Source organism: Citrobacter sp. R56, assembly GCF_016811995.1.
Lineage (GTDB): Bacteria > Pseudomonadota > Gammaproteobacteria > Enterobacterales > Enterobacteriaceae > Citrobacter_D > Citrobacter_D enshiensis.
This window is the reverse complement of the sequence record NZ_CP069159.1, coordinates 373,416-391,765: the sequence shown is the minus strand read 5'-3', so window position 1 is coordinate 391,765 and position 18,350 is coordinate 373,416. Positions and strand designations below refer to the sequence as shown.

Sequence of the window (18,350 nt, the reverse complement as noted above, 5' to 3'; positions counted from 1 at the left end):
TTACCCCTGTCGAAACAATTCACCCGTCAGGGCATCACGAATTTCAGATGGATTCAAACGACCTCCCGTTTCGCCTTCAACAACAGGGAAGTCTGCCCCGAACTGCTCCCGTACTTCTTCAACAGTACGGCATGGCGGCAATCCACTCAGGTTGGCGCTGGTAGAAACTAACGGCTTACCATAAGCCTGGCACAATGCAACCACGAGCGGATGGTCGGTGACGCGCACGGCCAGTGAATCAAAGCGTCCCGTCAACCAGCGAGGCGTTGTCGCCGGCGCGGGGAAAACAAATGTGACAGGACCTGGCCAGCGGGCAAATACGGCTTCCCGTTGGGCATCCGTTAGCACGCTGTCATCAATATAAGATCTCAGTTGTTCAAAATTTGCCGCGATCAATATGAGACCTTTATCAACGGGTCGCTGTTTCAGTTCCAACAATCGAGTAACTGCTGTTTCGCTATCAGGATCGCACCCGACACCGAAGACGGCTTCTGTTGGATAGGCGATGACATTTTCTTTATTCAGTACCTCTATCGCGGCAGCGATAGCGTCTGATGGCAGGTTTTTATTCACTTTTAATATCCGCCGGTAACGGCTTTCCACATTGTTTACTGGCACAGACGTGTTTCACACCCTGCGCGGTTTTCTTTTCGATGAGTAGAGGGTAGTGGCACTCAGGACACTCTCCCGCTATAGGTTTGAAGTTGATGACAAACTGACACTCAGGATAGCGATCGCAGGAGTGAAAGGTTTTGCCATAACGTGAACGGCGCTGGACCAGATGACCCGTCCGGCACTGAGGGCAGGTAATCGCGGTTTCATCAGGTTTATCGATAATTTCGGTATGCCCACACGCAGGATAATCGCTGCAACCAATAAACATACCGAACCGCCCCTGCCGCAACACAAGTTCAGCGCCGCATGCAGGACAAAACTTACCCTCCAGAACTTTGACAATATGTCCGTCCGCTGACGATTTCAGAGGACGGACATAATCACATTCCGGATATTGCGAGCAGCCGAGAAACGGACCGTGTTTCCCGGAACGAATAACAAGTTCTGCCCCGCATTGCGGGCAGGGCCCATTTTTACGCACCGTGAACAGTGCTGATTTAGCCATAACAACTCATGCTGAATAAAGATCGTTTAATGCAGCATACCTTCATTCACTTCAAAGAGTAATTCTTCCATTTGTTGATATGCATTTTCACAACCTGGAATGTTGAACAGAACCATCAGGATCACCCACTTTAGATCTTCCAGGTCGAATTCTGCAGTATCCAGTGCGAGCACACGTTCAATGACCATTTCCCGTGTCTCGAGGTTTAGCACCTGTATCTGCTCCAGGAATAACAAGAATCCCCGGCAACTGGCATCCAGGCGATCGCACTCTTCAGCAGTATAAATACGTACAGAGAGCGGATCTGAGGCGAGTTGCATGGGTTCAGCGAGGCCTTCCTGATAGTCAGCAAGCTTTTCCAGCCACAATAACGCGTTGTAGATGTCTTCACGATCAAAACCAGCGTCGGTAAGATCCCGTTCCAGTTTGTCCTGATCCACACGTAATTCAGCTTCGTTATGGATGTATGTCTCAAACAAATACATTAGTACGTCGAACATGGCTTGCCCTCCTCAATCGGACATAGCCGCCGGGTACAGCTGCGATCCATCCTGCTAACTCCAGTTCGAGTAGCTGAGCCACTACCACTGGCACAGGTTGGCCGGCACGTTCAGCGACGACGTCAACAGGTGTTGCCTCATCTCCTACGTTAGCCAGGAGCTCAGGAAATGGCAATGCCACCGCTTCGTGATCTGGTGAATAAAGTGTATTTTCAGGCTCATCTGGCAACCAATGTAACCCGTATTGCAAATTTTCGAGTATATCCTCTGGCGCTGTCACCAGTGTGGCCCCCTGCTTTATCAGCCAATGGGGACCTTCACTCCCTGGGCTGCCTATCGGCCCTGGTAAAGCAAAGACCTCTCGCCCTTGCTCCATCGCACAACGTGCGGTAACCAGAGACCCGCTGCGCAGAGCCGCCTCAATCACCAAAACACCTTTACTGAGACCACTAATAATGCGGTTTCGCCGGGGGAAATGATGCGCTAACGGAGGTGTCGCCAGCGGAAACTCAGAGATCAAGGCGCCTCCCATACCGACGATGTTTTCTGCGAGCTGTGCATGCCGACGCGGATGCACAGTCAACAGACCGTTACCCAATACAGCAACGCTTTTCCCATTTACACTTAACGCGGCTTTATGTGCGACGCCATCGATACCGAGTGCCAGTCCGCTGGTCACCGTAATCCCTGCTGCGGCAAGTTTTTCGCAGAATACGCGCCCCCATCGTTCACCATACCAGGAGTGTGAGCGACTCCCCACAACGGCAAGCTGGATGGAGTCAAGGCATTCAGGCTCCCCGGCGACAAATAGCGCGCCGGGGTAGTCTTCAATCGCACGAAGCTGTTGAGGGTAATGTTTACTCTCCGCCGTAATGAAATAGTGATGAGGCCGCGCTAACCAATCCAGCACAATATCCAGCTCCTTTTGCGGGAGCGTTAAAAAGCGTTCAGCCTGTCGGATTGAGAATCCTGCACTGTGCAACAATGTAGGATCGATATGGGTCTGATTAATGAGAAAATTGGCCGTACGAACCATTGCGTCGCCGTACATCTCACTGACACGCATTAGGCGTAACCAAATTTCGATATGGGTCATCCTTCTCCCCCTGTCACAAGCGGTCCTGGCAATCTTTGCGATTGGTCAGTGATGCTGTCAATCAGCAGGGGTTTTGTCTAGAATAGAGGTAATAATCTTTCCAACTCCTGAACACAACTCTGGATAACTATGTCAGTTTTGCAAGTGTTACATATTCCGGACGAGCGCCTTCGCAAAGTCGCAAAACCGGTAGAAGAAGTGAATGCAGAAATTCAGCGTATCGTCGATGATATGTTCGAGACGATGTACGCCGAAGAAGGTATTGGTCTGGCGGCAACGCAGGTCGATATCCATCAACGTATTATCGTGATTGATGTGTCCGAGAACCGCGATGAACGCCTGGTACTCATCAATCCAGAGTTGCTGGAAAAATACGGTGAAACCGGTATTGAGGAAGGCTGCCTTTCTATCCCAGAACAGCGTGCGTTAGTGCCACGCGCAGAGAAAGTAAAAATTCGCGCACTCGATCGCGATGGCAAACCTTTTGAACTGGAAGCGGATGGCCTGCTGGCGATTTGTATTCAGCATGAGATGGATCACCTGGTCGGTAAGCTTTTTATTGATTACCTGTCGCCGCTGAAACAACAACGTATCCGTCAGAAAGTTGAAAAACTCGACCGCCTGAACGCCCGAGCTTAAGGACAAGAATCAACGTGTCAGACTCACTACGTATCATTTTTGCGGGTACACCTGACTTTGCAGCGCGTCATCTCGACGCGCTGTTGTCTTCAGGACATAACGTCGTTGGTGTGTTTACCCAACCTGACCGCCCGGCAGGACGCGGCAAAAAGCTGATGCCCAGCCCTGTGAAAGTCCTGGCCGAAGAGAAAGGGTTACCGGTTTTTCAGCCTGTCTCTTTACGCCCGCAGGAAAACCAGCAACTGGTCGCCGACTTAAACGCGGATGTCATGGTCGTAGTGGCTTATGGCCTGATTCTGCCAAAAGCGGTCCTGGACATGCCGCGTCTTGGCTGCATCAACGTTCACGGTTCCCTGCTCCCTCGTTGGCGCGGCGCCGCACCTATTCAGCGTTCGCTGTGGGCCGGCGATACCGAAACGGGTGTAACCATTATGCAAATGGATGTCGGCCTGGATACTGGTGACATGCTTTATAAGCTTGCATGCCCGATCACAGCAGAAGATACCAGCGGCACGCTGTATGACAAACTGGCAAACCTGGGCCCGCAGGGGCTGATCGATACGCTCAAGCAGCTCGCCGCAGGTACCGCAAAGCCTGAAGTGCAAGATGACGCTCTGGTTACCCATGCAGATAAGCTCAGCAAAGAAGAGGCCCGCATAGACTGGTCTCTCTCTGCCGAACAGTTAGAACGTTGTATTCGTGCCTTTAACCCCTGGCCGATGAGCTGGCTGGAAATAGAAGATCAACCCGTGAAAGTCTGGCAGGCATCAGTCATTGAGGCCTCCACGCAAGCAGAACCCGGCACCATCCTTGAGGCAACCAAACAAGGTATTCAGGTCGCGACGGGTAACGGCATTCTGAACTTGCTCTCATTGCAACCCGCAGGGAAAAAGGCGATGAGTGCTCAAGATCTACTAAATTCACGTCGGGAATGGTTTATTCCTGGCAACCGTCTGGCCTGACGGTCACCTCTCAATACGCCCGGTGTAACCGGGCATTTTTATTTTTGCGGTTATGAAAAAAAATCTTAATTTACGCAGTATGGCGGCCCAAGCCATCGAACAGGTTGTCGAAAAGGGGCAGTCGTTAAGCAATGTTCTGCCCGCTATGCAGCAGAAAGTCACCGATAAAGATAAAGCACTGTTGCAGGAACTCTGCTTTGGCGTATTGCGCACGCTTTCCCAGTTGGAGTGGATGATCAAACAACTGATGGAGCGTCCGATGACGGGCAAGCAGCGCACGGTCCATTATCTGATTATGGTTGGCTTCTACCAGCTATTGCATACCCGTATTCCCCCTCATGCTGCACTTGCTGAGACTGTGGAAGGTGCAGTCGTTATCAAGCGCCCACAGCTGAAAGGGCTGATAAATGGCGTACTACGCCAATTCCAGCGCCGCCAGGAAGAACTACTAACCGAATTTGCACAAAGCGAACTTCGTTTCTTACATCCGTCCTGGTTAGTAAAGCGCATTAAGAATGCCTATCCACAGCAGTGGGAAAGTATCCTTGAAGCCAATAACCAACGACCGCCAATGTGGTTGCGTGTGAACCGTACGCACCATTCGCGCGACAGTTGGCTGGCATTGCTGGAAGAAGCGGGTATGACAGGCTTTACTCATCCTGCTTATCCGGATGCCGTGCGTCTGGAAAACCCTACATCAGTACTGGCTTTGCCTGGTTTCGAGCAAGGTTGGGTTACCGTTCAGGATGCTTCCGCCCAGGGTTGCGTCGGCTACCTGCTACCGCAAAATGGTGAGCAGATCCTCGATTTATGCTGCGCTCCTGGTGGTAAAACGACACATATTCTGGAAGTTGCCCCAGACGCTAATGTAACGGCAGTCGACGTTGATGAAAAACGCTTATCACGCGTTTACGACAACCTGAAACGCCTCGGCATGAAGGCAGCCGTTAAGCAAGGTGACGGGCGCTATCCGGCACAATGGTGCGGCGAGCAGCAGTTTGATCGCATTCTGTTAGATGCCCCCTGTTCGGCTACTGGCGTTATTCGTCGCCACCCGGACATCAAGTGGTTGCGCCGTGACCGTGATATTGCTGAACTTGCTCAGTTGCAGTCTGAAATTCTTGATGCCGTATGGCCACATCTGAAACCCGGCGGTGTGCTGGTTTACGCTACCTGTTCCATTCTGCCGGAAGAAAACAGTCTGCAGATTAAAACCTTCCTGCAGCGCACTCCAAACGCTGCGTTGCAGGAGACAGGTACACCTGATAATCCGGGGCTGCAAAATCTGCCAGGATTGGAAGAAGGTGATGGCTTCTTTTACGCTAAGCTAATCAAAAAGTGATGAGATAACGGGTCGCGACTGATGAAAATTATCATTCTGGGCGCAGGGCAGGTTGGCGGTACGCTGGCTGAAAACCTGGTCGGAGAGAACAACGATATCACGGTGGTCGATACCAACGGTGAGCGCTTGCGCAGTTTGCAGGACAAATTCGATCTTCGCGTGGTACAAGGGCACGGTTCCCATCCTCGTGTGCTGCGTGAAGCGGGGGCTGACGATGCGGACATGCTCGTCGCCGTTACCAGTTCCGATGAAACCAACATGGTCGCCTGCCAGGTCGCCTATTCACTCTTCAACACGCCGAACCGTATTGCACGAATTCGCTCGCCGGACTATGTCCGCGATGCGGATAAGCTGTTCCATTCCGAAGCGGTTCCTATCGATCATCTCATCGCGCCGGAGCAATTAGTCATTGATAATATCTATCGACTGATTGAGTACCCTGGCGCATTGCAGGTGGTCAATTTCGCGGAAGGTAAAGTCAGCCTGGCAGTGGTAAAAGCCTATTACGGCGGTCCGCTGATTGGAAACTCGTTATCCACCATGCGCGAACATATGCCGCATATCGATACTCGTGTTGCAGCAATTTTTCGCCACGACAGACCGATTCGTCCGCAAGGATCCACGATTGTCGAAGCGGGTGACGAAGTGTTCTTTATCGCGGCCTCTCAGCACATTCGTGCTGTGATGAGTGAATTGCAACGCCTGGAAAAACCCTACAAGCGCATCATGCTGGTCGGTGGCGGTAATATCGGCGCAGGCCTTGCACGTCGCCTGGAAAAAGATTACAGCGTGAAGTTGATTGAGCGAAATCAGCAACGTGCAGCCGAGCTTGCCGAGAAACTACAGAATACGATCGTCTTCTTTGGCGATGCATCGGATCAAGAATTATTGGCGGAAGAACATATCGATCAAGTTGATCTGTTCATCGCGGTCACCAATGACGATGAAGCGAATATAATGTCGGCAATGCTCGCCAAACGAATGGGGGCCAAAAAGGTGATGGTGCTGATTCAGCGGCGTGCCTATGTCGATCTTGTTCAGGGCAGCGTGATTGATATTGCGATTTCACCGCAGCAGGCAACCATCTCCGCGCTTCTCAGTCACGTACGTAAAGCTGATATTGTCGGGGTATCTTCATTACGACGTGGCGTTGCTGAAGCTATAGAAGCTGTTGCACACGGTGATGAGACGACTTCCCGCGTCGTGGGTCGCGTGATCGATGAAATAAAACTTCCGCCGGGAACGATCATTGGTGCAGTTGTCAGAGGAAACGATGTCATGATCGCCAATGATAATCTGCGTATTGAGCAGGGCGATCATGTCATTATGTTCCTGACAGACAAAAAGTTTATTACCGACGTTGAACGTTTATTCCAGCCAAGTCCTTTCTTCCTGTAATTTTAAGAGGGCACCGTTTCGGTGCCTTTTTTAATTCCCTTTATTTATCAAGGTTTAATTTATTTTCCTAAAGAGAATATCCATAAATGGAAAATACTTTAACATTTGTTAAACTTAGACTCGTCAGCTGCTTAGGGAGAATAAAATGAGCATAATTAAAGAATTTCGCGAATTCGCGATGCGCGGGAATGTTGTGGATTTGGCAGTGGGTGTCATTATTGGTGCGGCATTCGGTAAAATTGTTTCATCACTGGTTGCCGATATCATCATGCCTCCCCTGGGATTATTAATTGGCGGGATCGACTTTAAACAATTTGCTGTCACATTGCGTGCTGCACAGGGAGATATCCCGGCGGTCGTCATGCACTATGGTGTATTCATTCAGAACATCATTGATTTTGTTATTGTTGCATTTGCCATCTTTATGGCAATCAAACTGATCAATCAACTCAATCGTAAGAAAGAAGAACCAGCTGCAGCACCTGCACCAACAAAAGAAGAAGTGTTACTTACCGAAATCCGCGACCTGCTGAAAGAGCAAAATACGCGTTCTTAACACGTCGCTGAAAACAGAAGGCCAGTGGTAAGAACGTGATTTACGCTCTTGCCACTGGCCTCCCAGTTACCCCGATTGCCATTCTTACCCTTCCGCTGATAACTTCCTTTCCCTTTCTTATTTTTTTCTACGCGCAGCCTGAACAAAGGGTCATGCAGTAATGCTTCAATGGCATTGTCCTTTATCTGCCCTTTCGTATGCTGATAACGACTCATAATTTCTCCAGTGGTATGTTTTACGGCGCGAGTGTAAGCGCCTGCGTTCAATAAATCAACAGCCCGTTTTGACTCCACTAGCCCCCTGTTCCAGGGCCTCCAGAATCGAACAATAGACGCTACTGTGCGCCTTGCCACAGCAGGCATCATTGAGTCTTTGCAGTGAACGCTGCATAGTTTGCAGTTCTGCAATTCTGGCTTCCACTTCTTTCAGTCGCTCCTGCACAATCCCCTTCGATTCCTGACACGTATGGTGTTCCGGATCAACACGGATCGAAAGTAGCTCGCGGATCGACTCAAGCGTAAAACCAAGCTGGCGCGCATAACGAATAAATTTAAGCCGCTGGAGATCACTTTCGGTATAAAGCCGAAATCCCCCTTCGGTGCGCACTTCATGCTCCATCATTTGCTGCTTTTCATAATAGCGGATAGTATCAGGGGTCACTTCCGCCAGTTTTGCCAGTTCACCAATGCGGTACATAAGAACTCCGTTATTGATCGTTGATTTTATGCATCAGTTTGTCTGCATATGCTCCACGTAAAAACTCAGTACTCAAACCAGCCTGTCTCAATTTTAACTCAAGCAATGACAGACGTCGGCTAACTTCCTGATACTGCGGGTCGTCCTGCCTGATACCCTTGAGCATATCAAGTAACTGAATGGCCTCTCTGCGGTGTTCCAGCTCAGGAGGCAGGCATCCTGCATTTTTTAATAAACGATAACCAACACGAAGATCGTCGGGGACATGCGAGTCATCATCAAGAATGAGTGCTTTCCCGCTACCAGGAAGGTTATCAAACTCGCCTTTGGATTGTGCATCGACAATATGGCGCTCTGCCCACTGGTCAAGTAACCACATAAACGCTCCAGGGGATGAACAAAAAGAATAAAGATATTGTAGGCAAGTGGGGATACAACGGATATAAAAAAACCCGCCGGGGCGGGTTTTCTTACGTTACTACAGATTACTCTGCAGCAGCTTCTGCTTTCGACTCAGAGCGATCAACCAGCTCGATGTATGCCATCGGCGCGTTGTCGCCTGCACGGAAGCCACACTTCAGAATGCGAGTGTAACCACCGGCGCGGCTCGCGAAACGCGGGCCCAGCTCGTTAAACAGTTTTGCCACGATCTCGTTATCACGAGTGCGGGCGAATGCCAGACGACGATTAGCTACGCTATCAGTCTTGGCAAGAGTAATCAGCGGCTCAACTACGCGGCGCAGCTCTTTCGCTTTAGGCAGGGTCGTCTTGATGATTTCATGACGAACCAGTGAACCTGCCATGTTGCGGAACATTGCCTGGCGATGGCTGCTGTTGCGGTTCAGTTGACGACCACTCTTACGATGGCGCATGACCTTATCCTTCTCAGTAAAACCTTAACCTGTGATCCGGTTACTCGTCAGCGATGCTTGCCGGTGGCCAGTTTTCCAGGCGCATGCCCAGAGACAGTCCACGGGAAGCCAGCACGTCTTTAATCTCAGTAAGAGATTTTTTACCAAGGTTAGGCGTCTTAAGAAGCTCAACCTCAGTACGCTGTACCAGATCACCGATATAGTGGATAGCTTCTGCTTTAAGGCAGTTAGCAGAGCGGACAGTCAATTCCAGATCGTCAACAGGGCGCAGCAGGATCGGATCGAATTCTGGTTTCTCTTCTTTCACTTCAGGCTGACGTACATCACGTAAGTCAACAAAAGCTTCCAGTTGTTCAGCCAGAATGGTTGCCGCACGACGAATCGCCTCTTCAGGATCGATTGTGCCGTTGGTTTCCATTTCGATGACCAGCTTGTCCAGGTCGGTACGCTGTTCTACACGCGCTGCTTCAACATTGTAGGCAATACGCTCTACAGGGCTGTAGCATGCGTCGACCAGCAGACGGCCGATTGGGCGCTCATCTTCTTCCGAATGAATTCGGGTAGAAGCCGGCACATAACCACGACCGCGCTGAACTTTGATACGCATGCTAATAGACGCGTTCTCATCGGTCAGGTGGCAGATCACGTGCTGCGGCTTGACGATTTCGACATCCCCATCATGGGTGATATCGGCTGCAGTCACAGGGCCAATGCCAGATTTATTCAAGGTAAGAATAACTTCATCTTTACCCTGAACTCTCACCGCCAGCCCTTTCAGGTTGAGCAGGATTTCCAGGATATCTTCCTGAACGCCTTCTTTGGTGCTGTACTCATGTAGTACACCATCAATCTCAACCTCGGTCACCGCGCAACCCGGCATCGATGAGAGCAGAATACGGCGCAGTGCGTTACCCAGAGTATGGCCAAAGCCACGCTCTAAAGGCTCAAGGGTCACCTTGGCGTGCGTCGAACTCACTTGCTCGATATCTACCAGGCGCGGTTTTAGAAACTCTGTCACAGAACCCTGCATTGTGTCCTCTCTTTGGTACTAAGCTTTACTTGGAGTAAAGCTCGACGATCAGGTGTTCGTTAATGTCCGCAGACAGATCAGAACGCTCAGGCTTACGCTTAAACGTACCTTCCATCTTGCCAGCATCAACTTCCAGCCAGGTTGGCTTTTCACGCTGCTCAGCCAGCTCCAGAGCGGCTTTCACGCGAGACTGCTTCTTCGCTTTCTCACGAATGCTAACAACGTCATTCGGACTAACCTGATAAGAAGCGATGTTAACAACACGACCGTTTACCATAATTGCTTTATGGCTTACCAGCTGACGTGCTTCTGCACGAGTGGCGCCGAAGCCCATACGGTATACAACGTTGTCCAGACGACCTTCCAGCAGAGCCAACAGGTTTTCACCGGTGTTGCCTTTCAGACGTGCTGCTTCTTTGTAGTAGTTACGGAACTGACGCTCCAGCACACCGTAGATACGGCGAACTTTTTGCTTTTCACGCAACTGCACACCATAGTCAGACAGACGCGGTTTACGCGCACCGTGCTGGCCAGGAGCTTGTTCAATTTTACACTTGGTATCGATCGCGCGAACGCCAGACTTAAGGAATAAGTCGGTGCCCTCACGACGGCTCAGCTTGAGCTTAGGACCCAAATATCTTGCCATTTTCTTTCTCCAACAAACCTGGAAACGACAGCGTTATACGCGGCGTTTTTTCGGCGGACGACAACCGTTATGAGGGATCGGAGTCACATCAGTAATATTAGTGATGCGGAAACCAGCGGCGTTCAGTGCACGAATAGTAGATTCGCGACCTGGACCCGGTCCTTTGACCATAACTTCCAGATTCTTGATGCCGTATTCTTTTACGGCGTCAGCGCAACGCTCTGCTGCAACCTGAGCTGCAAACGGAGTGGATTTGCGAGAACCACGGAAACCGGAACCACCGGCTGTTGCCCAACCCAGCGCGTTACCCTGACGATCAGTGATAGTCACGATGGTGTTGTTGAAAGAAGCATGGATATGAGCCACGCCGTCAGAGACTTGTTTTCTTACACGTTTACGTGCACGAATTGGTGCCTTTGCCATTATTCAATCACCCCGATTATTTCTTGATCGGTTTGCGCGGACCCTTACGGGTACGTGCGTTGGTCTTGGTACGCTGACCGCGAACCGGGAGACCACGACGATGACGCAAACCGCGATAGCAACCAAGGTCCATAAGGCGCTTGATGCTCATGCTAACTTCACGGCGCAGATCACCTTCAACGACAAATTTGGCAACTTCGTCACGCAGCGTGTCGATTTGTTCTTCAGACAGCTCACTGATCTTAACATCTTCAGCGATACCCGCTGCAGCCAAAATGGCCTTGGAACGGGTCTTGCCGACGCCGTAGATCGAAGTTAATGCGATCACAGCATGTTTCTGATCAGGAATGTTAATGCCTGCTATACGGGCCACTATGCACTCCTACTATTTAATATGTACGCACCATGCTGAAAAGCCCGTTTTCAGGATACTCAAATGGAAACGCACAGACATACAAAAGATTGGCTGGCTAATCTAGCCAGCTCAACCCAACTTTGCAAGAAAAATATGCGAATAAATCAGCCTTGGCGCTGTTTATGCTTCGGCTCGGCACTGCAAATCACACGGATGACACCATCACGCTTAACGATTTTGCAGTTACGGCATAATTTCTTGACGGAAGCACGAACTTTCATTTTTACTCTCCGTAACTTCTCGGGCGACCAATTATCGGCCGTAGCCTTTCAGGTTCGCCTTCTTCAATGCAGACTCGTACTGACTTGACATCATTAGAGTTTGCACTTGAGCCATAAAGTCCATAATCACGACAACAACGATAAGCAGTGAGGTCCCACCGAAGTAGAACGGTACTTTCATTGCATCACGCATGAACTCCGGGATCAGGCAGATAAAGGTAATGTAGAGCGCACCGACCAGGGTCAGGCGGGTCATTACTTTATCGATATACTTCGCCGTTTGCTCTCCCGGACGAATTCCTGGTACAAATGCACCGGACTTCTTCAGGTTATCTGCTGTTTCACGCGGGTTGAAAACCAACGCCGTGTAGAAGAAACAGAAGAATATGATTGCAGACGCATAGAGTAACACATAAAGCGGTTGCCCAGGCTGCAAATACAGCGAAATTGTTGTCAGCCAGTTCCAACCGGTTCCGCCCCCGAACCATGACGCGATGGTTGCTGGGAACAGAATGATACTGGAAGCGAAAATTGCCGGGATAACCCCCGCCATATTCACTTTCAGCGGTAAATGTGTGCTCTGTGCAGCATAGACACGACGACCTTGCTGACGTTTCGCGTAGTTTACCACAATGCGGCGTTGACCACGCTCAACAAATACAACAAAGAACGTCACTGCAAATACTAATACTGCAACCAACAGCAACACGAGGAAGTGCAGGTCGCCTTGACGCGCTTGCTCGATAGTATGGGCAATGGCTGGCGGGAGTCCCGCAACGATACCGGCGAAAATAATGATCGAGATACCGTTACCGATACCACGTTCAGTAATCTGTTCGCCGAGCCACATCAGGAACATAGTCCCTGTAACCAGACTCACAACAGCGGTGAAATAGAATGCAAAGCCCGGATTCATTACCAGGCCCTGCATACCAGGCATATTCGGCAGACCGGTAGCAATACCGATCGACTGGAATATCGCCAGCACCAGAGTACCGTAGCGGGTGTACTGGCTGATCTTACGACGACCAGACTCCCCTTCTTTCTTGATTTCTGCCAACGTTGGGTGAACCACCGTCAGCAGCTGGATAATAATCGATGCCGAAATATACGGCATGATACCCAGAGCAAAGATAGAAGCACGGCTGAGAGCACCACCAGAGAACATGTTGAACATTTCAATGATGGTGCCTCGCTGTTGCTCAAGCAGTTTGGCAAGTACAGCGGCATCAATACCAGGGATCGGAATGAAAGAGCCAATACGGAACACAATCAGCGCGCCGATTACAAACAGCAGTCTGCGTTTCAGCTCGCCTAAGCCACCTTTGGCACTTTGAAAATCTAATCCCGGTTGTTTAGCCATCTGCTACTTATTCCTCGATTTTACCGCCAGCAGCTTCGATAGCAGCACGAGCGCCTTTAGTAACACGCAGGCCACGAACAGTTACCGGAGTTGAAACTTCACCAGCCAGGATCACTTTCGCGAACTCGATCTGGATACCGATAATGTTAGCTGCTTTCAGCGTGTTCAGGTCTACAACGCCGCCTTCTACTTTAGCCAGGTCAGACAGACGAACTTCGGCTGTAATCGCTGCTTTACGAGAAGTGAAGCCGAATTTCGGCAGACGACGGTACAGAGGCATCTGACCACCCTCGAAACCGCGACGTACGCCACCGCCAGAACGAGACTTCTGACCTTTGTGACCACGACCACCGGTTTTACCGAGGCCAGAACCGATACCACGACCCAGGCGTTTACCCGCCTTTTTGGAGCCTTCGGCCGGAGACAGAGTATTTAAACGCATCTCTTACTCCTCAACTTTAACCATGAAGGAAACCGCGTTGACCATACCACGAACAGCAGGAGTATCCTCGCGTTCTACGGTGTGACCAATACGACGCAGACCCAGGCCAAGCAGCGTTGCCTTGTGTTTCGGCAGACGACCGATTGCACTGCGGGTTTGAGTAATTTTAATAGTCTTTGCCATGGTTTATTTCCCCAGAATTTCTTCAACGGATTTACCACGCTTGGCAGCGACCATTTCCGGAGATTTCATATTTTCCAGACCATCGATAGTTGCACGAACCACGTTAATCGGGTTGGTGGAACCATACGCTTTAGCCAGAACGTTACGAACTCCAGCGACTTCCAGGACGGCGCGCATTGCACCACCGGCGATGATACCGGTACCTTCGGAAGCCGGCTGCATGAATACACGAGAACCCGTGTGAGTACCCTTAACCGGGTGCTGCAGGGTGCCGTGGTTCAGCGCGACGTTAATCATATTGCGACGAGCTTTTTCCATCGCTTTCTGGATCGCTGCCGGAACTTCGCGTGCTTTACCGTAACCAAAACCAACGCGGCCATTACCATCACCAACAACAGTCAGAGCTGTGAAGGAGAAAATACGACCACCTTTAACGGTTTTAGATACGCGGTTTACCGCGATCAGCTTTTCCTGCAGTTCGCCAGCTTGTTTTTCGATGTGAGCCATCTTACACCTCTACCTTAGAACTGAAGGCCAGCTTCACGGGCAGCATCTGCCAGTGCCTGGACACGACCATGATATTGGAACCCGGAACGGTCAAAGGAAACATCTTTGATGCCTTTTTCCAGAGCGCGTTCGGCGACAGCTTTACCCACAGCTGCAGCAGCGTCTTTGTTACCGGTGTACTTCAGTTGTTCAGCGATAGCTTTTTCTACAGTAGAAGCAGCTACCAGAACTTCAGAACCGTTCGGTGCAATTACCTGTGCGTAAATATGACGCGGGGTACGATGTACCACCAGGCGAGTTGCGCCCAGCTCTTTGAGCTTGCGGCGTGCGCGGGTCGCACGACGGATACGAGCAGATTTCTTATCCATAGTGTTACCTTACTTCTTCTTAGCCTCTTTGGTACGCACGACTTCGTCGGCGTAACGAACACCCTTGCCTTTGTAAGGCTCAGGACGACGGTAGGCACGCAGATCTGCTGCAACCTGACCAATCACCTGCTTATCAGCGCCTTTCAGCACGATTTCAGTTTGAGTCGGGCATTCTGCAGTAATCCCTGCCGGCAGCTCATGATCAACAGGGTGAGAGAAACCCAGAGACAGGTTTACTACATTCCCTTTGACCGCTGCACGATAACCTACACCAACCAGCTGCAGCTTCTTAGTGAAGCCTTCGGTAACACCGATAACCATTGAGTTCAGCAGGGCACGCGCGGTACCAGCCTGAGCCCAACCGTCTGCGTAACCATCACGCGGACCGAAGGTCAGTGCATTATCTGCATGATTAACTTCAACAGCATCGTTGAGAGTACGAGTCAGCTCGCCGTTTTTACCTTTGATCGTAATAACCTGACCGTTGATTTTTACATCAACGCCGGCAGGAACAACGACCGGTGCTTTAGCAACACGAGACATTTTTTCCTCCGATTAGGCTACGTAGCAGATAATTTCGCCACCAAGACCAGCTTGGCGCGCTGCACGATCAGTCATAACACCTTTAGAGGTAGAAACAACTGCGATACCCATGCCGGCCATAACTTTCGGCAGCTCATCTTTACGTTTGTAGATGCGCAGACCTGGGCGGCTGACACGCTGAATGCTTTCTACAACAGCTTTACCCTGGAAATACTTAAGAGTCAGTTCCAGTTCCGGCTTGGTGTCGCCTTCAACTTTAAAATCTTCAATAAAACCTTCTTCCTTCAGCACGTTGGCAATTGCCACTTTCAGCTTGGAGGAAGGCATGGTGACCGCAGCTTTGTTCGCGGCCTGACCGTTACGGATACGGGTCAGCATATCCGCGATCGGATCTTGCATGCTCATCTGTCTTTACTCCCGTGATTCAATTGGTGACAATTACCAGCTAGCCTTTTTCAAGCCTGGTACTTCACCGCGCATGGCGGCTTCACGCAGCTTAATACGGCTCAACCCGAACTTGCCCACATAACCATGTGGACGACCTGTTTGACGGCAGCGGTTACGCTGACGAGACGGGCTGGAATCACGCGGCAGAGTCTGCAGCTTAAGAACGGCATTCCAACGATCTTCGTCGGAAGCGTTCACATCAGAGATGATCGCTTTCAGTTCAGCGCGTTTCGCGAAGTATTTATCAGCTAAAGCTACGCGTTTTACTTCGCGTGCTTTCATTGATTGCTTAGCCATTAGTAACCCTACCTTACTTGCGGAACGGGAAGTCAAAGGCAGCCAGCAGAGCACGGCCTTCTTCGTCAGATTTCGCAGTAGTGGTAATGGTAATATCCAAACCACGCACGCGGTCGACTTTATCGTAGTCGATTTCTGGGAAGATGATCTGCTCACGGACACCCATGCTGTAGTTACCACGACCGTCGAAAGACTTAGCGGACAAGCCACGGAAGTCACGGATACGTGGAACAGCAATAGTGATCAGGCGCTCAAAGAACTCCCACATGCGTTCGCCACGCAGAGTTACTTTACAGCCGATCGGATAGCCCTGACGGATTTTGAAGCCTGCAACTGATTTGCGTGCTTTGGTGATCAACGGTTTTTGACCGGAGATTGCTGTCAGATCAGCTGCTGCGTTATCCAGCAGTTTCTTGTCAGCGATCGCTTCACCAACACCCATGTTCAGGGTGATCTTCTCGACCCGAGGGACTTGCATGACAGAATTGTAGTTAAACTCAGTCATGAGTTTAGCGACTACTTCGTCTTTGTAGTAATCATGCAGTTTCGCCATCGTACTACTCCAAATTACTTGATAGTTTCGCTGTTAGACTTGAAGAAACGGACTTTTTTGCCGTCTTCGAATCTAAAGCCTACACGGTCGGCCTTGCCGGTTGCCGCGTTGAAGATAGCAAGGTTAGAGATCTGAATAGCTGCTTCTTTCTCTACAATGCCGCCTGGTTGGTTCAGGGCCGGAACCGGCTTCTGATGTTTCTTAACCAGGTTGATACCTTCAACAATGACCTTGCCGGAAGACAGGACATTTTTTACTTTACCGCGTTTACCTTTATCTTTACCGGTTAACACGATAACTTCGTCATCACGACGGATTTTCGCTGCCATGATTCGCTCCTTAGAGTACTTCTGGTGCCAGAGAGATAATTTTCATGAACTTCTCGTTGCGAAGTTCACGAGTTACCGGCCCAAAAATACGCGTACCGATAGGCTGCTCACTGTTATTGTTTAAAATAACGCATGCATTACCATCGAAGCGAATGACAGAACCGTCCGGGCGACGAACACCCTTCTTGGTGCGCACCACTACCGCCTTCAGCACATCACCTTTTTTGACCTTACCACGCGGAATTGCTTCCTTGATGGTGATCTTGATGATGTCGCCTACGCCTGCGTAGCGACGGTGCGAGCCACCCAGAACCTTGATACACATTACGCGACGTGCACCGGAGTTGTCGGCGACGTTCAGCATAGTCTGTTCTTGGATCATTTTAGTGCTCCGCTAATGTCAACTACTACTGAGACCCGAATATCAGGTCATTAAAAAGCCCCATATTGAGGGCGCAGCATTATAACACCGCTCAAACGATATGGGTAGAAAAAATAAACGGCTCACTGCTGAGCCGTTTATTCGTTGAGAATGCATACTCTATTACAGAATAGCTTTCTCTACAACGCGAACCAGCGTCCAGGACTTAGTCTTGGACAGCGGACGGCATTCGCGGATTTCAACCACGTCACCAGTACCGCATTCGTTGTTCTCGTCATGTACGTGCAGTTTGGTCGTACGCTTAATGAATTTACCGTAGATCGGGTGTTTCACAAAACGTTCGATAGCAACAACAATGGATTTCTCCATTTTGTCGCTAACAACGCGACCTTGCAGAGTACGGATTTTATCGGTCATTACGCACCCGCCTTCTCAGTCAGTAAAGTCTTAACGCGTGCGACATCACGACGCACTTGCTTCAACAGGTGAGACTGTTGCAGCTGGCCACTTGCAGCCTGCATACGCAGGTTGAACTGCTCACGCAGCAGATTCAGCAGCTCGGTGTTCAGCTCTTCAACACTCTTCTCACGCAGCTCTTTTGCTTTCATTACATCACCGTCTTAGTTACAAAGGTGGTTTTAATCGGCAGTTTCGCTGCTGCCAGCTTGAATGCTTCACGGGCCAGCTCTTCCGGTACGCCGTCCATTTCATACAGGACTTTACCCGGCTGAATCAAGGCAACCCAATACTCCACGTTACCTTTACCTTTACCCATACGCACTGCCAGCGGCTTTTCAGTGATCGGTTTGTCCGGGAATACACGGATCCAGATCTTACCTTGACGCTTAACTGCACGGGTCATAGCACGACGTGCTGCTTCGATCTGACGGGCAGTCAGACGACCACGGCCAACAGCTTTCAGACCGAAGCTGCCGAAGCTAACATCCGTACCCTGCGCCAGACCGCGGTTACGGCCTTTGTGCATTTTACGGAATTTTGTACGCTTTGGTTGTAACATCA

At 50.4% G+C, this 18,350-nt stretch carries 32 protein-coding genes; 5 read left to right on the top strand and 27 right to left on the bottom strand.

From position 1 onward, the window contains the following. Genes tsaC through dprA form a run of 4 tightly spaced genes read right to left on the bottom strand, consistent with a single transcriptional unit; the run spans position 1 to position 2,716 of the window. Positions 1–573 carry an L-threonylcarbamoyladenylate synthase type 1 TsaC gene (tsaC, locus tag JM656_RS01885; RefSeq protein WP_203359782.1) on the bottom strand — a complete coding sequence of 191 codons (573 nt, stop codon included), beginning with the start codon at positions 571–573 and terminating at the stop codon, positions 1–3. Further along, on the bottom strand, positions 566–1,120 hold the full coding sequence (locus tag JM656_RS01880; RefSeq protein WP_203359781.1) for a type I DNA topoisomerase: 555 nt from the start codon (positions 1,118–1,120) through the stop codon (positions 566–568). The genes tsaC and JM656_RS01880 overlap by 8 nt, the downstream gene beginning before the upstream one ends. A gap of 26 nt (positions 1,121–1,146) precedes the next feature. Next, entirely contained in the window at positions 1,147–1,620 is a 474-nt protein-coding gene (gene smg, locus JM656_RS01875; RefSeq protein ID WP_192610784.1) for a DUF494 family protein Smg, read from the bottom strand. After that, entirely contained in the window at positions 1,592–2,716 is a 1,125-nt protein-coding gene (gene dprA, locus JM656_RS01870) for a DNA-protecting protein DprA (protein WP_203359780.1), read from the bottom strand. The genes smg and dprA overlap by 29 nt, the downstream gene beginning before the upstream one ends. A 129-nt stretch (positions 2,717–2,845) precedes the next feature. Here dprA and def point away from each other — a divergent pair, with 129 nt between their 5' ends. The 5 genes from def (at position 2,846) to mscL (ending at position 7,613) form a co-directional block, all read left to right on the top strand. Continuing rightward, complete coding sequence (gene def / locus JM656_RS01865) at positions 2,846–3,355, top strand: peptide deformylase (RefSeq protein ID WP_192610782.1); 510 nt, start codon at positions 2,846–2,848, stop codon at positions 3,353–3,355. Between the two features lie 14 nt (positions 3,356–3,369). Continuing rightward, the gene (gene fmt / locus JM656_RS01860) at positions 3,370–4,317 is read left to right on the top strand and encodes a methionyl-tRNA formyltransferase (protein ID WP_203359779.1); all 948 of its coding nucleotides are present in this window, start codon (positions 3,370–3,372) and stop codon (positions 4,315–4,317) included. 52 nt (positions 4,318–4,369) lie between these two features. After that, positions 4,370–5,659, top strand: coding sequence for a 16S rRNA (cytosine(967)-C(5))-methyltransferase RsmB (rsmB, locus tag JM656_RS01855; protein WP_203359778.1), 1,290 nt, complete (start codon positions 4,370–4,372; stop codon positions 5,657–5,659). Between the two features lie 21 nt (positions 5,660–5,680). Then, on the top strand, positions 5,681–7,057 hold the full coding sequence (trkA, locus tag JM656_RS01850; RefSeq protein ID WP_203359777.1) for a Trk system potassium transporter TrkA: 1,377 nt from the start codon (positions 5,681–5,683) through the stop codon (positions 7,055–7,057). Between the two features lie 145 nt (positions 7,058–7,202). Further along, positions 7,203–7,613 carry a large-conductance mechanosensitive channel protein MscL gene (mscL, locus tag JM656_RS01845; RefSeq protein ID WP_203359776.1) on the top strand — a complete coding sequence of 137 codons (411 nt, stop codon included), beginning with the start codon at positions 7,203–7,205 and terminating at the stop codon, positions 7,611–7,613. Here the strand turns inward: mscL and JM656_RS01840 are convergent. From JM656_RS01840 to rplP, 23 genes are all read right to left on the bottom strand, one after another. Then, positions 7,610–7,828: an alternative ribosome-rescue factor A gene (locus JM656_RS01840; RefSeq protein WP_203359775.1), complete on the bottom strand. Its 219-nt coding sequence runs from the start codon at positions 7,826–7,828 to the stop codon at positions 7,610–7,612. The two genes, mscL and JM656_RS01840, sit on opposite strands and share 4 nt — an antisense overlap. Positions 7,829–7,883: 55 nt before the next feature. Then, complete coding sequence (zntR, locus tag JM656_RS01835; protein WP_203359774.1) at positions 7,884–8,309, bottom strand: Zn(2+)-responsive transcriptional regulator; 426 nt, start codon at positions 8,307–8,309, stop codon at positions 7,884–7,886. 10 nt (positions 8,310–8,319) lie between these two features. Further along, entirely contained in the window at positions 8,320–8,688 is a 369-nt protein-coding gene (locus tag JM656_RS01830; RefSeq protein WP_203359773.1) for a DUF1992 domain-containing protein, read from the bottom strand. A 106-nt stretch (positions 8,689–8,794) separates the two neighbouring features. After that, the gene (gene rplQ, locus JM656_RS01825; protein WP_001216372.1) at positions 8,795–9,181 is read right to left on the bottom strand and encodes a 50S ribosomal protein L17; all 387 of its coding nucleotides are present in this window, start codon (positions 9,179–9,181) and stop codon (positions 8,795–8,797) included. A gap of 40 nt (positions 9,182–9,221) precedes the next feature. Next, entirely contained in the window at positions 9,222–10,211 is a 990-nt protein-coding gene (gene rpoA, locus JM656_RS01820; RefSeq protein WP_001162094.1) for a DNA-directed RNA polymerase subunit alpha, read from the bottom strand. A 25-nt stretch (positions 10,212–10,236) separates the two neighbouring features. Continuing rightward, entirely contained in the window at positions 10,237–10,857 is a 621-nt protein-coding gene (gene rpsD / locus JM656_RS01815) for a 30S ribosomal protein S4 (protein WP_000135224.1), read from the bottom strand. 33 nt (positions 10,858–10,890) lie between these two features. Beyond that, a complete protein-coding gene (gene rpsK, locus JM656_RS01810) occupies positions 10,891–11,280 on the bottom strand; it encodes a 30S ribosomal protein S11 (protein ID WP_001029684.1) in 390 nt (129 codons plus the stop codon). Between the two features lie 16 nt (positions 11,281–11,296). After that, entirely contained in the window at positions 11,297–11,653 is a 357-nt protein-coding gene (rpsM, locus tag JM656_RS01805; RefSeq protein WP_003031135.1) for a 30S ribosomal protein S13, read from the bottom strand. Between the two features lie 146 nt (positions 11,654–11,799). Beyond that, positions 11,800–11,916, bottom strand: a complete 117-nt coding sequence (gene rpmJ / locus JM656_RS01800; protein ID WP_000868187.1) for a 50S ribosomal protein L36 — start codon at positions 11,914–11,916, stop codon at positions 11,800–11,802. A gap of 31 nt (positions 11,917–11,947) precedes the next feature. Continuing rightward, entirely contained in the window at positions 11,948–13,279 is a 1,332-nt protein-coding gene (gene secY, locus JM656_RS01795; protein WP_001118864.1) for a preprotein translocase subunit SecY, read from the bottom strand. Positions 13,280–13,286: 7 nt separating this feature from the next. Continuing rightward, a complete protein-coding gene (gene rplO, locus JM656_RS01790; protein ID WP_162383474.1) occupies positions 13,287–13,721 on the bottom strand; it encodes a 50S ribosomal protein L15 in 435 nt (144 codons plus the stop codon). A 3-nt stretch (positions 13,722–13,724) separates the two neighbouring features. Then, complete coding sequence (gene rpmD, locus JM656_RS01785) at positions 13,725–13,904, bottom strand: 50S ribosomal protein L30 (protein ID WP_001140434.1); 180 nt, start codon at positions 13,902–13,904, stop codon at positions 13,725–13,727. A 3-nt stretch (positions 13,905–13,907) separates the two neighbouring features. After that, positions 13,908–14,411, bottom strand: a complete 504-nt coding sequence (rpsE, locus tag JM656_RS01780) for a 30S ribosomal protein S5 (RefSeq protein WP_003031131.1) — start codon at positions 14,409–14,411, stop codon at positions 13,908–13,910. Positions 14,412–14,425: 14 nt separating this feature from the next. Further along, a complete protein-coding gene (gene rplR, locus JM656_RS01775; protein WP_000358956.1) occupies positions 14,426–14,779 on the bottom strand; it encodes a 50S ribosomal protein L18 in 354 nt (117 codons plus the stop codon). 9 nt (positions 14,780–14,788) lie between these two features. After that, positions 14,789–15,322 carry a 50S ribosomal protein L6 gene (rplF, locus tag JM656_RS01770; RefSeq protein ID WP_162383475.1) on the bottom strand — a complete coding sequence of 178 codons (534 nt, stop codon included), beginning with the start codon at positions 15,320–15,322 and terminating at the stop codon, positions 14,789–14,791. Positions 15,323–15,334: 12 nt separating this feature from the next. Further along, entirely contained in the window at positions 15,335–15,727 is a 393-nt protein-coding gene (gene rpsH, locus JM656_RS01765) for a 30S ribosomal protein S8 (RefSeq protein ID WP_003031127.1), read from the bottom strand. Between the two features lie 33 nt (positions 15,728–15,760). Next, positions 15,761–16,066 carry a 30S ribosomal protein S14 gene (gene rpsN, locus JM656_RS01760; RefSeq protein WP_012135425.1) on the bottom strand — a complete coding sequence of 102 codons (306 nt, stop codon included), beginning with the start codon at positions 16,064–16,066 and terminating at the stop codon, positions 15,761–15,763. A gap of 13 nt (positions 16,067–16,079) precedes the next feature. Further along, positions 16,080–16,619, bottom strand: a complete 540-nt coding sequence (gene rplE / locus JM656_RS01755; RefSeq protein ID WP_003031123.1) for a 50S ribosomal protein L5 — start codon at positions 16,617–16,619, stop codon at positions 16,080–16,082. A 14-nt stretch (positions 16,620–16,633) separates the two neighbouring features. Continuing rightward, entirely contained in the window at positions 16,634–16,948 is a 315-nt protein-coding gene (rplX, locus tag JM656_RS01750; protein ID WP_003031122.1) for a 50S ribosomal protein L24, read from the bottom strand. A 10-nt stretch (positions 16,949–16,958) separates the two neighbouring features. After that, positions 16,959–17,330 (bottom strand): 50S ribosomal protein L14, encoded by a 372-nt coding sequence (gene rplN, locus JM656_RS01745; RefSeq protein WP_000613954.1) that lies wholly within the window; start codon positions 17,328–17,330, stop codon positions 16,959–16,961. A gap of 162 nt (positions 17,331–17,492) precedes the next feature. Further along, positions 17,493–17,747, bottom strand: a complete 255-nt coding sequence (rpsQ, locus tag JM656_RS01740; protein ID WP_017460070.1) for a 30S ribosomal protein S17 — start codon at positions 17,745–17,747, stop codon at positions 17,493–17,495. Further along, entirely contained in the window at positions 17,747–17,938 is a 192-nt protein-coding gene (rpmC, locus tag JM656_RS01735; RefSeq protein ID WP_000644742.1) for a 50S ribosomal protein L29, read from the bottom strand. The genes rpsQ and rpmC overlap by 1 nt, the downstream gene beginning before the upstream one ends. After that, a complete protein-coding gene (rplP, locus tag JM656_RS01730) occupies positions 17,938–18,348 on the bottom strand; it encodes a 50S ribosomal protein L16 (RefSeq protein WP_000941212.1) in 411 nt (136 codons plus the stop codon). Before rplP ends, rpmC begins: the two co-directional genes overlap by 1 nt. Positions 18,349–18,350 lie beyond the last annotated feature (2 nt).

Bases quoted from the DNA above. Each gene is read 5' to 3' on its own strand.
- JM656_RS01880 (WP_203359781.1), bottom strand. From the start codon at position 1,120: ATGGCTAAATCAGCACTGTTCACGGTGCGTAAAAATGGGCCCTGCCCG.
- smg (WP_192610784.1), bottom strand. From the start codon at position 1,620: ATGTTCGACGTACTAATGTATTTGTTTGAGACATACATCCATAACGAA.
- dprA (WP_203359780.1), bottom strand. From the start codon at position 2,716: ATGACCCATATCGAAATTTGGTTACGCCTAATGCGTGTCAGTGAGATG.
- def (WP_192610782.1), top strand. From the start codon at position 2,846: ATGTCAGTTTTGCAAGTGTTACATATTCCGGACGAGCGCCTTCGCAAA.
- rsmB (WP_203359778.1), top strand. From the start codon at position 4,370: ATGAAAAAAAATCTTAATTTACGCAGTATGGCGGCCCAAGCCATCGAA.
- trkA (WP_203359777.1), top strand. From the start codon at position 5,681: ATGAAAATTATCATTCTGGGCGCAGGGCAGGTTGGCGGTACGCTGGCT.
- mscL (WP_203359776.1), top strand. From the start codon at position 7,203: ATGAGCATAATTAAAGAATTTCGCGAATTCGCGATGCGCGGGAATGTT.
- JM656_RS01840 (WP_203359775.1), bottom strand. From the start codon at position 7,828: ATGAGTCGTTATCAGCATACGAAAGGGCAGATAAAGGACAATGCCATT.
- zntR (WP_203359774.1), bottom strand. From the start codon at position 8,309: ATGTACCGCATTGGTGAACTGGCAAAACTGGCGGAAGTGACCCCTGAT.
- JM656_RS01830 (WP_203359773.1), bottom strand. From the start codon at position 8,688: ATGTGGTTACTTGACCAGTGGGCAGAGCGCCATATTGTCGATGCACAA.
- rplQ (WP_001216372.1), bottom strand. From the start codon at position 9,181: ATGCGCCATCGTAAGAGTGGTCGTCAACTGAACCGCAACAGCAGCCAT.
- rpoA (WP_001162094.1), bottom strand. From the start codon at position 10,211: ATGCAGGGTTCTGTGACAGAGTTTCTAAAACCGCGCCTGGTAGATATC.
- rpsD (WP_000135224.1), bottom strand. From the start codon at position 10,857: ATGGCAAGATATTTGGGTCCTAAGCTCAAGCTGAGCCGTCGTGAGGGC.
- rpsK (WP_001029684.1), bottom strand. From the start codon at position 11,280: ATGGCAAAGGCACCAATTCGTGCACGTAAACGTGTAAGAAAACAAGTC.
- rpmJ (WP_000868187.1), bottom strand. From the start codon at position 11,916: ATGAAAGTTCGTGCTTCCGTCAAGAAATTATGCCGTAACTGCAAAATC.
- secY (WP_001118864.1), bottom strand. From the start codon at position 13,279: ATGGCTAAACAACCGGGATTAGATTTTCAAAGTGCCAAAGGTGGCTTA.
- rplO (WP_162383474.1), bottom strand. From the start codon at position 13,721: ATGCGTTTAAATACTCTGTCTCCGGCCGAAGGCTCCAAAAAGGCGGGT.
- rpmD (WP_001140434.1), bottom strand. From the start codon at position 13,904: ATGGCAAAGACTATTAAAATTACTCAAACCCGCAGTGCAATCGGTCGT.
- rpsE (WP_003031131.1), bottom strand. From the start codon at position 14,411: ATGGCTCACATCGAAAAACAAGCTGGCGAACTGCAGGAAAAGCTGATC.
- rplR (WP_000358956.1), bottom strand. From the start codon at position 14,779: ATGGATAAGAAATCTGCTCGTATCCGTCGTGCGACCCGCGCACGCCGC.
- rplF (WP_162383475.1), bottom strand. From the start codon at position 15,322: ATGTCTCGTGTTGCTAAAGCACCGGTCGTTGTTCCTGCCGGCGTTGAT.
- rpsH (WP_003031127.1), bottom strand. From the start codon at position 15,727: ATGAGCATGCAAGATCCGATCGCGGATATGCTGACCCGTATCCGTAAC.
- rpsN (WP_012135425.1), bottom strand. From the start codon at position 16,066: ATGGCTAAGCAATCAATGAAAGCACGCGAAGTAAAACGCGTAGCTTTA.
- rplE (WP_003031123.1), bottom strand. From the start codon at position 16,619: ATGGCGAAACTGCATGATTACTACAAAGACGAAGTAGTCGCTAAACTC.
- rplX (WP_003031122.1), bottom strand. From the start codon at position 16,948: ATGGCAGCGAAAATCCGTCGTGATGACGAAGTTATCGTGTTAACCGGT.
- rplN (WP_000613954.1), bottom strand. From the start codon at position 17,330: ATGATCCAAGAACAGACTATGCTGAACGTCGCCGACAACTCCGGTGCA.
- rpsQ (WP_017460070.1), bottom strand. From the start codon at position 17,747: ATGACCGATAAAATCCGTACTCTGCAAGGTCGCGTTGTTAGCGACAAA.
- rpmC (WP_000644742.1), bottom strand. From the start codon at position 17,938: ATGAAAGCAAAAGAGCTGCGTGAGAAGAGTGTTGAAGAGCTGAACACC.
- rplP (WP_000941212.1), bottom strand. From the start codon at position 18,348: ATGTTACAACCAAAGCGTACAAAATTCCGTAAAATGCACAAAGGCCGT.